The sequence below is a fragment of the Mycobacteriales bacterium genome (assembly GCA_040902655.1).
In the GTDB taxonomy this organism is placed as follows: domain Bacteria; phylum Actinomycetota; class Actinomycetes; order Mycobacteriales; family SCTD01; genus SCTD01.
Window position 1 is genome coordinate 98,958 of the sequence record JBBDWV010000037.1, and the last position, 9,347, is coordinate 108,304.

Genomic DNA, 9,347 nt, shown 5'->3' on the forward strand with positions numbered 1-9,347 from the left:
GAACCGGAGCGGGAGCGACCGGAGCCGGAGCCGGGGCCACCGGAGCCGGGGCCGGGGCCACCGGAGCCGGAGCCGGGGCCACCGGCTCGCTGACCGGCTCCGCCACCGGCTGGTCGGAGGTGTCGTCGGACGGCGCTCCGGCCGGGAGTCCCGCCGCGCGCGCGGCCAGGACGTCGACCAGACCGGCGCCGTACTGCGAGTCCAGACCCGGTGCACCGAGGTCACGGGCCGTCGCCATCAGGCGGCTGCGCAACTGGGCTGGGGCCAGGGACGGCTCACCGGCGCGCACCAGGGCGGCGGCCGCCGCGACGAACGGGGCAGCCATGCTCGTGCCCGACCAGGACGCGTGACCGCCACCGGGGACGGTGGACATGATGCCGACGCCGGGCGCAGCCAGGCTCAGGTGCGACCCGGTACTGGACCAGGTCGGGCGGGTGTCGTCGCTGCGGACGGCGCCGACGGCGATGACGCCCCGCGTGGCTGCCGGGTAGAGCACCGGGTCGCCGTTCGCGCCGGCGTTACCCGCCGCCGCGATCACCACCACGTCCCGGGCCAGCGCGTACTCCACGGCCGAGGTCAGCAGCGAGCTGGGGTTCGGGCCGCCGAGCGACAGGTTGAGCACGGTGGCGCCGTTGTCGACGGCCCAGACCATGCCGCGGGCGACGTCACCGTCGGTGCCGGCGCCGCTCTGGTCCAGCACCCGCACCGGCAGGACACGCACGCCCTGGCCGAGCCCGGCGCCGCCGAAGCCGTTCTCCCCGATCGCGGCGACGACGCCGGCGACGTGCGTGCCGTGCCCGTGCGGGTCGATCGTCGCCGTGCCGGTGGCGGTCACCACGTCCAGTCCGGGCGCGACGATGCCGGCCAGGTCGGGGTGTGCGGCATCCACGCCGGTGTCCAGGACCGCCACGACCTGGCCGGTCGCGGTTCCGCCGGCCCAGACCTGCTCGGCGGCCAGCCTGGTCAGACCCCACTGCTGGGACCGGAGCGGGTCGGGGCTGCCGACGGCGTAGACCGGCTGCTCGAGCGAGGCCGCCACGACGTCCGGGCGCGCATCCAGCCGGCGGGCCAGGTCGGTGCCGCTGCGCCTGGAGGCCGCACGCTGCGTGACGAACGACAAGCGCCCGTCCGCCGCTTCGACGATGGCTGTGACCTCGACCGGCGGACCGGCCGGCTCGGCGGCGAGGGCGGCACCGGCGGGAGTGCCGAGCAGGGCACAGAGCAGAGAGGCGCAGGCGAGCCGGGAGAGCATGCGGGTCAGATGCATGCAGCAGGTATCGGACCTCCAGGCCCGACCTTGACTGCTGGTCGGGTGATGCTGCTAACCCCGCTCGACGTCCTCGGGGCCGTTGCCGACGTGCTCGTCGAAGAAGCGCTCCAGCACGTCGGGCTCCACCTGCTGGCACAGCAGTCGGTGTCCCCAGGCCGTCGCGGCGACCGGCACGGGCAGGCTCGCCCGCTCGGCGACGATGACGTCACCGTCGTGTGCTCGCTCGAACTCGACGAGCTGCTCGAGCTGCTCGGCCGGCAGGTCCGGCCGGTGCCAAGCGATCACGTACCCGTGCTCGAGCGAGTGGACCAGCAGCCCATCGGCCGGCACCGACGTACCGCGGAAGACCCCGCCACGGGCGGCGCCCGCGAGGTGGTCGCCCCCGGCGGGCGGGTTCACGCGGTACGACGGGGTGGGCACATGGTTCTGCCCCTGCGCCCGGGTCGGATCGGTCTCGCGGTCGACATCGCACGAGCCGGCGGTCAGCACCTCCCGCAGCTCGGCGTCCGCCCGCCGGTCGAGGACGACGTACGCGCCGACCGCCGCCACCACGGCGACCACCAGTCCGGCGGTGCCCAGCCGGCGCCGCAACCTCTCGCGCCGCTCGACCTGCGTGCGCGCAGTCCGCTGCTGCTCCCGCCGGCTCGGACCGGCCGGCGCGGCCGCCGCCCGCGGCGGCTTGCTCCGGACCGGCGGCGGCGGCGCGGTCGGCCGCTTCTTCTTCTTGCCGGCCATCAGTGGCCCTGGCGCGCGACGGCCTCGGCGGCCGCCTTCGCGGCCTGCTCGTCGAGGTAGGTGCCGCCCGGGTTGGTCGGGTGCATGTCGTCGTCGAGGTCGTAGCGCAGCGGCTGCCCGGTCGGGATGTTGAGCTCCAGGACCTCCTGCTCCGACAACCGGTCGAGGTGCTTCACGAGGGCGCGCAGCGAGTTCCCGTGGGCGGCGACCAGCACCGTCTCGCCCGCCTGCAGGTCCGGCACGATGGCGTCGTACCAGTACGGCAGCAACCGGTGCACCACGTCCGCGAGGCACTCGCTCCGCGGCACCAGGTCGGTCGTCAGGTGCGCGTACCGCGGGTCGGAGCTGACGTCCCACTCGCTCCCGGGTTCGATCTTCGGCGGCGGTGTGTCGTAGGACCGGCGCCACCGCATGAACTGCTCCTCGCCGTACTGCTCGAGGGTGGCCTTCTTGTCCTTGCCCTGCAGGTCGCCGTAGTGCCGCTCGTTGAGCCGCCAGTGCCGCTCGACAGGGATCCAGTTGCGCTCGCAGGCCTCGAGCGCGATGTTGCTGGTGCGGATCGCCCGCGTCATCAGCGAGGTGTGCACGATCGTCGGGAGCAGCTCGGCCTTCTTCAGCTCCAGGCCCCCGAGCCGGGCCTGCTCCTCACCCAGCTCGGTGAGGTCGACGTCCACCCAGCCGGTGAACAGATTTCTTTTGTTCCACTCGCTCTCGCCGTGACGGAGCAGCACCAGGGTCGCCATGCGCACAGTCTTTCAGCGCCGGTGGCCGGCATCCCGGCGGGGTCGTCCGTCCTCAGCGGTCGGGATCGGCGAACCTGGCGAAGGCCTGCAGGTTGGCCGTCGACTCGCCGTTTTTCTGCCGCCAGGCCCACTCGCGCCGGATCGAGCCGGCGAAGCCGATCTCGAGCAGCGGGTCGAAGGACTCGTCGGCGTACTGCAGTACCGATCCCAGGATCCGGTCGATCTCGTCGGCGGTGACCGAGTGCAGCGGCAGCCGGCCCACCAGGTAGACGTCACCGGCGGAGTCGACGGAGAACGCCACGCCGTAGAGGCGGGCGTTGCGGCGCAGCAGGTAGCGGTAGAACTCGCCGGCGTTCTCGTCCGGTCGGCGGCAGACGAACGCCTCCACGAGCAGTGCGTGCTGGCCCGCGACCAGCCAGCAGTGCGTGGCCAGCTTGTGCGTGCCGGGCAGCACGACGAAGAACTGCCCCTGCCCGGGGGAGCTGTAGTCCAGGCCCGCCTCGTCCAGGGCGGCCTGCATCGTGCCGTGCAGGTCGCTCATCGGGCCGGTCTCATCGGGACGGTCTCATCGGGCCACGGCGAGCGGCAGCGCGACCCGGTCGGCGAGGGCGTCGCGGTAGGTCGCGAGCAGGCCGTCGGCAGTCCGGGCCCAGGAGAAGCCGGCGGCGTGCGCGGTCGCGCCACGGGACAGCCGGGGCCGGTCCGCGACGGCGCGGGACAGCGCCGCGGCCCAGGCGTCGGCGCCGTGCCCCCGCACGAGCAGGCCGGAGGCCCCGTTGCGGACGGTGGTACGCAGCCCGCCGACGTCCGTGGCGACGACGGGGGTGCCGCAGGCCTGCGCCTCCAAAGCCACCAGGCCGAACGACTCGTTGTGGCTGGGGACCGCCACGACGTCCGCCGCGGCGTACCAGTCCCGCAGCCGGTCGGAGCGCGCGTGGCCGCCCTGCGGCGTCTCGAAGCGGACGATGTCGGCGATGCCGAGCGTGTGCGCGAGGTCCTGCAGGGCGGTCGGCTCGAGCAGCCCGGTGCCGCTCGGCCCTCCGACGACGGCGACGACCAGGCGATCGCGGAGGGGTCGGGTGGCCGGCGAACCGGCGGCGGCGTCCTGCTCCAGCATCCGGGCGGCGGCGTGGAGCAGGACGTCGGGCGCCTTGAGCGGCTGGATGCGCCCGACGAACAGCAGCAGCACGGCGTCCGGGGGGACGCCCAGGCGGGTGCGGGCGGCGGTGGCCTCGCCGGGCCGGAAGTGCTCGAGATCGACGCCCGGGGCGACGGTGACGACGCGGTCGGCCTCGGCACCGTAGAGGTCGACCAGCTGGCGGGCTTCGTCGCCGGTGTTCGCGACCAGCCGGTCGGCGGCCTCGACGACCTGCTGCTCCCCCACGACCCGCCGCAGCGGCTCGGGGGCATCGCCGTCGGCCAGCGAGAGGTTCTTGACCTTGGCGAGGGTGTGGGCGGTGTGCACGAGCGGTACGCCCCACCGCTCGGTGGCGAGCCAGCCGACCTGCCCGGACAGCCAGTAGTGGGAGTGCACCACGTCGTACCAGCCCGCCTCGTGCGCCGCCTCGGCCCGCAGCACCCCGGAGGTCAGCGCGCACAGCTGGGCCGGCAGGTCCTCCTTGGACAACCCCTCGAACGGGCCGGCGGTGACGTGCCGGACGGTGACACCGGGCGCCAGCTCGACGACCGGCGGCAGGTCGCTACGGGTGGCGCGGGTGAAGACCTCGACCTCGACTCCGAGGTCGGCCAGCCGTTTGCTGGTCTCGACGACGTAGACGTTCATGCCGCCGGCGTCACCGGTCCCCGGCTGCTCGAGCGGCGAGGTGTGCACGGACAGCACCGCGACGCGCCGCGGCCGGACCGACCGCACGGTAGCGGCGGTGGGATTCGGCCTGGACGTCACGCTGTGCACCTCCCTGTCGAGGAGCAGTCTGCCCCGCGCCCGCTCAACAGCGGCGGGCAGGGCAGACTTCCCCACCATGCAGCGGACGGCGGTCATCACGGGAGCCAGCAGCGGGATCGGGGCCGAGACGGCGCGCCGGCTGGCCGCCGAGGGCTGGTCCGTCGTGGCCGCCGCCCGGCGGCTGGACCGGCTCGACGCCCTCGCCGCCGAACACGCGGCGATCCGCCCGCACCAGCTGGACGTGGCCGATCCCCGCTCGGTGCAGGAGCTGGGCGACGCGGTGGCCGAGTGTGACCTGCTGGTGGCCAACGCCGGTGGCGCCTTCGACCTGGCCCCGCTGGCCGAGGCCGAGGTGGACACCTGGGCACGGACCTACGACGTGAACGTCCTCGGCACCGTGCGGGCCGTCCAGGCCCTGCTGCCGGCGCTGCGGCGGTCCCGCGGCCACGTGGTGCTGACCGGTTCCACAGCCGGTCGTTGGGTGTACGAGGGGGGCGGCGGATACGTCGCCGCCAAACACGCGCTGGCCGCGCTACGCGACACGCTGCGCCTCGAGCTGGTCGACTGCGGCGTACGGGTGAGCGAAGTGGCGCCGGGGATGGTCGAGACGGAAGAGTTCTCGCTGGTCCGCTTCGAAGGGGACGCCGAGAAGGCCGCCGCGGTCTACGCCGGGGTGGAGACGCTGAGCGCCGCCGACGTCGCGGACGCGATCGTGTGGGTGGCGTCGCGGCCCGCGCACGTGAACATCGACCTGGTACAGCTCACGCCCCAGCAGCAGGCGGCGGTGCACAAGCTCGTCCGGCGCTGAGACCGCCATGGCGCGGGTGAAGCGGTATGCCGCCGGCCGGGCCCGCGCGCTCGGTCTGGCCACCCGCGGCACGACCGGGCCGAACCGGCTGCGACGCGTCGACCGGTGGCTCACCGGCGCGCACGGCGACCTGCTGCGTACGGCGCCGGATCCGCCGATCGTGGTCGACCTCGGCTACGGCGCCTCAGCCGTCACCACGGTCGAGTTGTTCGGCCGGCTGCGTACAGTCCGGCCGGACGTCGAGGTGGTCGGCCTGGAGATCGACCCGGAGCGGGTGGCGGCTGCCCGCCCCGCCGAGCGAGCGGGACTGATCTTCCGCCGCGGCGGCTTCGAGCTGGCCGGGCTGCGCCCGCTGGTGGTCCGCGCCCTCAACGTTCTCCGGCAGTACGACGAGGAGGCTGCGCGCGAGGCGTGGAGCACGCTGCGCGCGGGGCTGGCGCCGGGTGGGCTGCTGGTCGAGGGGACCTGCGACGAGCTCGGCCGGCGCGCGGCCTGGGTGGCCCTGGGTGCCGAGGGGCCGCGGACGCTGACGATCTCGGCGCACCTGCCGACGCTGGAGCGGCCCTCCCAGCTCGCCGAACGCCTCCCCAAGGCGCTGATCCACCGCAACGTGCCCGGCGAGCGGGTGCACGCCCTGCTCACCGCGCTCGACACCGCCTGGGACCGGGCCGCGCCGCAGGCGGTCTTCGGACCGCGCGCCCGCTGGGTTGCCGCGTGCGGCGCGCTGGACTGGCCCGGCGCCGACCTGCGGCGGACCCGGCTGGGCGAACTCACCGTCGCCTGGGCCACGGTCGCGCCGGCCTGTCAGTCGGCGAGCAGCAGCGCGAGCTCGGCGTCCACGTCGATCCGGTCGCCCTCGAGGCCGGTGGGCACGACGAGGTAGGTCTGCTGGAGGAACTCCACGAGCGCGTTGCGGTCGATCTCGAACAGTGCCGAGCCCGAGGGCGAGGCCATCGCCAGGTTGATCACCCGCACCCCACCGGCCAGCCCGGGCCAGACGCGGACGTCGCCCTCACCCACCGTGCCGGCGATCCCGTCGGTGAGCAGCTGGCGGGCGAACATCCACTCCACGATGCCGTCGCCCTCGCCGCCGGTCTGGAAGGCCACCCGCACCGCCCAGGGGTCGTCGGCGGCGTAGCGCAGGTCGGCGAGCACCGGCAGACAGGGACCTCCCGGGACGACCAGGCGCAGCTCGAGCTCGGTGCGTACGGTGGCACTCCGGGTCATCTGATGTGGCCTTCCGGGCAGAGGCGGACCTGCGGGAACACCCCGAGCAACGACCCGCCCGCAGGGTGGTGACGGGGCCGGCGGGACGTCCACCGGTCGGGTGACGCGCAGATGGGGACATGTCCGGGCGGACCCGGGCGGGCCAGGCGTGAGCCTGCCTCCTCTGCCGGTGCCTCGCCCGAGCCCGGGCGCCCCGTTTTCCTCGACAGGGACGGGGGGTAGGCCTGCCGGCATGGCGGATGAGCTGGTGGTGCTGCGCGGCGGGGTCCGCGATGGAGAGTCCACGACCGTGCAGGAAGGCGTCCGCCGGCTGCTGGCCGCGAGCGATGCTCCCGGCCTGGTCGAGGTCTACGAGGCGAACGGTGAGACCGGGCAGGTCGCCGGCAATGCGGAGGACGCGCTGGTCTTCATCCATGTCGGGCAGGAGCCGGCCGGCGACGTCGCGCCGGAGCTGCAGCACAACCCGGCGCCCGGCGGCCGGTAGCGCCAGTCAGCCGCCGCCGGTCCATCCGACGGTCAGCCCCACGGACCCCCGGGCCGCAGCTCGCGCACGGCCGGACGGACGTCCACGAGGTAGACGATCGCGGCGATCAGGCCGATCAGGCTGAGCAGCCCGAGGACGTTCAGGCCACCGAGCAGGACGGCGGCGGCCAGGATCACGATCCAGAGGGGCTTGCTGAGCTTCCCGGTCGCCGCGAACGCCGAGCCGGGACGGGTGGCGGCGTCGACCAGCGCCCACAGCTTGAGGCCCAAGGCGCCCAGCCCGAGCGCGACCAGGAGCAGCTCCGACGTACCGAAAAGGTCGATCATCGGTCCAGTCTTGCCTACCGCGGCCGCGCACGCGACCCCCGGACATCCACGCAGCCCCCGACCACTCGCGGGACCGGCATGCACGCGACCCCCGGGCCTCGAGGGCTGCCGGGGGTCGCGGGTGCTGAGGGTCGTGCCGAGCTGCGGAAGAACTAGCCGATCTTGGCGCCGGCGTCGCCGACCGCCTTCTCGCCGGCCTTGGCCGACTTCTTGGCGGCGACCGCGGCGGCCTCGGCCTTGCGCACGGCCTCCTTGCCCTCCGCGATGGCAGCCTCGGTGGCCGGCTGGCGGCGGATCTGGGTGACCAGGCGCTCGCCGCGCACGGTCAGCTGGGCGTAGAAGTCGCTCGCCTTCCCAGTGACCTTCTCGACGCGGGTCTCGACCTCGCCGCGCAGCGTCTTGACCTGGGTCGGCAGCGCCTTGACCTGGGCCGGGACCTCGGCGATGCGCCCCTGGACCTTCTTGACCTCGGCGACGTACAGGGCCGGGACATCCTTGGCCTGCTCGAACGCCAAGTCGGCGACACCGACGAACGCGAACAGCGGCTTGCTGGCCTCGGCGACGTCGAAGGTCGGCAGGTTCTTCAGCGTGAAGCGACCGGTGACGGTGCTGCCGGTCTTGTCGACGTCGGCGGTGGCCTTCGGGGCGGACGGGGAAACGGACATGCGGTGCCTCCTGGTGAGGGGTGGGGTGACGTGCTCGGGGTGGTGCGGCGGCCTAGCCGGCGGTCGGCGCGGCGTCGTCCTCGGGCGCAGTAGGGCCGGGTGCCGTACGGGCTGCTCCGCGCCTGCGGCTGGTCCGGGCCCGCGGGGTGTCGGACGCGGAACTGGTGCTCAACCCGTCCGGAAGGGAGGTCGCCGTCACGACCGAGACGGCGATGTCGTTCGCGACCGGTGGAACCGCTGCCGCGTTCTCCTTGCGGAAGCTGTCGTAGATCTCGAGCAGCACCTGCTTCTGGCGCTCGGTCAGCCCCTCGTCGCTCAGGACGGCATCGGGAACGACCCCGCTGCCCGCCCGCTGTTCGAGGATGCCGGCCTGGACGTAGAGCGCCTCGGCCGAGATGCGCAGCGCCTTCGCGATCTGCTGCAGGATCTCGGCGCTGGGCTTGCGCAGCCCCCGCTCGATCTGGCTGAGGTAGGGGTTGCTCACGCCGGCGAGCTTGGCCAGTTGGCGCAGCGAGATGTCGCTGGCACTGCGCTGCTCACGGATGTAGTCACCGAGCTGGCGGACGTCGATGCCGACCATGGGGACTCCTTCCGCTCGCTGCCGTCGCTGTGCCTCGACCCTAGGCGCCGGTGCTAGCAACTGCAAGCACTCCTGCTAGCGGAGAGTCGTGAGGTCGGTCACAGCGCAGGGTCTGAGCAGTTGCGGTGGGAGATCGTGCCGGCGCTCCTTCGCAACCGCAGCGACGGCGACCCGTACGTGTACGACATCCCCGGCGCCGCCACCGGTTGGATCATGAGCGTCCCTGCGGAGCACATCGACTGGGTGAATGAGATCAACCGCCAGAGCGGCATCAGCGGGGGCGCCAAGAAGCTCGCCAGACTGCTGAAGGCATGGAGGTACCACAACAACGTTCCGGTCTCCTCGTTCTACGCCGCCGATCGATACAGGCTCACGGCGCACGTCGCGGCGCAGATCTCTCAGCCGTGGCCGACGTTCCGCGGCGGCTACCCGGGCGAGGCCGAGGCTGCGCTGATCGACGCGGTGTTCGATCCGCACCCGGTACGGCAACTCGGTGCGGTCGCCGGCCAGCGTTGGCGTCGCCGGATGAGGCGAACGTGAAGCGGCTGACGGCATGGGTGGTGCTCGTGCTTGGAGCGCTTGTTCTGCTCGCGGCGGTCGTCAGCG

At 73.5% G+C, this 9,347-nt stretch carries 13 protein-coding genes; 4 read left to right on the forward strand and 9 right to left on the reverse strand.

Annotated elements, in window-relative coordinates; translation table 11 throughout:
- The 5 genes from WD794_10810 to mshA all read right to left on the reverse strand — a co-directional run.
- On the reverse strand, window positions 1-1,267 hold a 1,267-nt coding region (locus WD794_10810; GenBank protein ID MEX2290802.1), incomplete at its 3' end, for a S8 family serine peptidase.
- A gap of 54 nt (window positions 1,268-1,321) precedes the next feature.
- Entirely contained in the window at window positions 1,322-2,005 is a 684-nt protein-coding gene (locus WD794_10815) for a DUF3105 domain-containing protein (GenBank protein MEX2290803.1), read from the reverse strand.
- On the reverse strand, window positions 2,005-2,748 hold the full coding sequence (locus WD794_10820) for a phosphoglyceromutase (GenBank protein ID MEX2290804.1): 744 nt from the start codon (window positions 2,746-2,748) through the stop codon (window positions 2,005-2,007). Before WD794_10820 ends, WD794_10815 begins: the two co-directional genes overlap by 1 nt.
- Before the next feature lie 52 nt (window positions 2,749-2,800).
- A complete protein-coding gene (locus WD794_10825; protein MEX2290805.1) occupies window positions 2,801-3,289 on the reverse strand; it encodes a YbjN domain-containing protein in 489 nt (162 codons plus the stop codon).
- 24 nt (window positions 3,290-3,313) lie between these two features.
- The gene (gene mshA, locus WD794_10830) at window positions 3,314-4,618 is read right to left on the reverse strand and encodes a D-inositol-3-phosphate glycosyltransferase (GenBank protein MEX2290806.1); all 1,305 of its coding nucleotides are present in this window, start codon (window positions 4,616-4,618) and stop codon (window positions 3,314-3,316) included.
- Window positions 4,619-4,727: 109 nt separating this feature from the next.
- Here mshA and WD794_10835 point away from each other — a divergent pair, with 109 nt between their 5' ends.
- Together WD794_10835 and WD794_10840 are read left to right on the forward strand one after the other, a co-directional pair.
- A complete protein-coding gene (locus WD794_10835) occupies window positions 4,728-5,459 on the forward strand; it encodes an SDR family NAD(P)-dependent oxidoreductase (protein MEX2290807.1) in 732 nt (243 codons plus the stop codon).
- A gap of 7 nt (window positions 5,460-5,466) precedes the next feature.
- Window positions 5,467-6,342 carry a class I SAM-dependent methyltransferase gene (locus WD794_10840; protein ID MEX2290808.1) on the forward strand — a complete coding sequence of 292 codons (876 nt, stop codon included), beginning with the start codon at window positions 5,467-5,469 and terminating at the stop codon, window positions 6,340-6,342.
- Here WD794_10840 and WD794_10845 read toward each other — a convergent pair.
- A complete protein-coding gene (locus WD794_10845; GenBank protein ID MEX2290809.1) occupies window positions 6,264-6,686 on the reverse strand; it encodes an SsgA family sporulation/cell division regulator in 423 nt (140 codons plus the stop codon). The genes WD794_10840 and WD794_10845 overlap by 79 nt on opposite strands.
- Window positions 6,687-6,918: 232 nt before the next feature.
- On the opposite strand from WD794_10845, the gene WD794_10850 reads away from it, so the two are divergent.
- Window positions 6,919-7,170, forward strand: coding sequence for a hypothetical protein (locus WD794_10850; protein MEX2290810.1), 252 nt, complete (start codon window positions 6,919-6,921; stop codon window positions 7,168-7,170).
- 32 nt (window positions 7,171-7,202) lie between these two features.
- Here WD794_10850 and WD794_10855 read toward each other — a convergent pair whose 3' ends face one another.
- The 3 genes from WD794_10855 to WD794_10865 form a co-directional block, all read right to left on the reverse strand.
- On the reverse strand, window positions 7,203-7,496 hold the full coding sequence (locus WD794_10855) for a DUF2516 family protein (GenBank protein ID MEX2290811.1): 294 nt from the start codon (window positions 7,494-7,496) through the stop codon (window positions 7,203-7,205).
- A gap of 152 nt (window positions 7,497-7,648) precedes the next feature.
- Window positions 7,649-8,161, reverse strand: coding sequence for a hypothetical protein (locus WD794_10860; GenBank protein ID MEX2290812.1), 513 nt, complete (start codon window positions 8,159-8,161; stop codon window positions 7,649-7,651).
- A gap of 52 nt (window positions 8,162-8,213) precedes the next feature.
- On the reverse strand, window positions 8,214-8,741 hold the full coding sequence (locus tag WD794_10865) for a helix-turn-helix domain-containing protein (GenBank protein ID MEX2290813.1): 528 nt from the start codon (window positions 8,739-8,741) through the stop codon (window positions 8,214-8,216).
- A gap of 177 nt (window positions 8,742-8,918) precedes the next feature.
- Here WD794_10865 and WD794_10870 point away from each other — a divergent pair, with 177 nt between their 5' ends.
- Complete coding sequence (locus WD794_10870) at window positions 8,919-9,281, forward strand: hypothetical protein (GenBank protein MEX2290814.1); 363 nt, start codon at window positions 8,919-8,921, stop codon at window positions 9,279-9,281.
- Window positions 9,282-9,347: the final 66 nt, after the last annotated feature.

Bases quoted from the DNA above. Each gene is read 5' to 3' on its own strand.
- WD794_10815 (MEX2290803.1), bottom strand. From the start codon at position 2,005: ATGGCCGGCAAGAAGAAGAAGCGGCCGACCGCGCCGCCGCCGCCGGTC.
- WD794_10820 (MEX2290804.1), bottom strand. From the start codon at position 2,748: ATGGCGACCCTGGTGCTGCTCCGTCACGGCGAGAGCGAGTGGAACAAA.
- WD794_10825 (MEX2290805.1), bottom strand. From the start codon at position 3,289: ATGAGCGACCTGCACGGCACGATGCAGGCCGCCCTGGACGAGGCGGGC.
- WD794_10835 (MEX2290807.1), top strand. From the start codon at position 4,728: ATGCAGCGGACGGCGGTCATCACGGGAGCCAGCAGCGGGATCGGGGCC.
- WD794_10840 (MEX2290808.1), top strand. From the start codon at position 5,467: ATGGCGCGGGTGAAGCGGTATGCCGCCGGCCGGGCCCGCGCGCTCGGT.
- WD794_10845 (MEX2290809.1), bottom strand. From the start codon at position 6,686: ATGACCCGGAGTGCCACCGTACGCACCGAGCTCGAGCTGCGCCTGGTC.
- WD794_10850 (MEX2290810.1), top strand. From the start codon at position 6,919: ATGGCGGATGAGCTGGTGGTGCTGCGCGGCGGGGTCCGCGATGGAGAG.
- WD794_10855 (MEX2290811.1), bottom strand. From the start codon at position 7,496: ATGATCGACCTTTTCGGTACGTCGGAGCTGCTCCTGGTCGCGCTCGGG.
- WD794_10860 (MEX2290812.1), bottom strand. From the start codon at position 8,161: ATGTCCGTTTCCCCGTCCGCCCCGAAGGCCACCGCCGACGTCGACAAG.
- WD794_10865 (MEX2290813.1), bottom strand. From the start codon at position 8,741: ATGGTCGGCATCGACGTCCGCCAGCTCGGTGACTACATCCGTGAGCAG.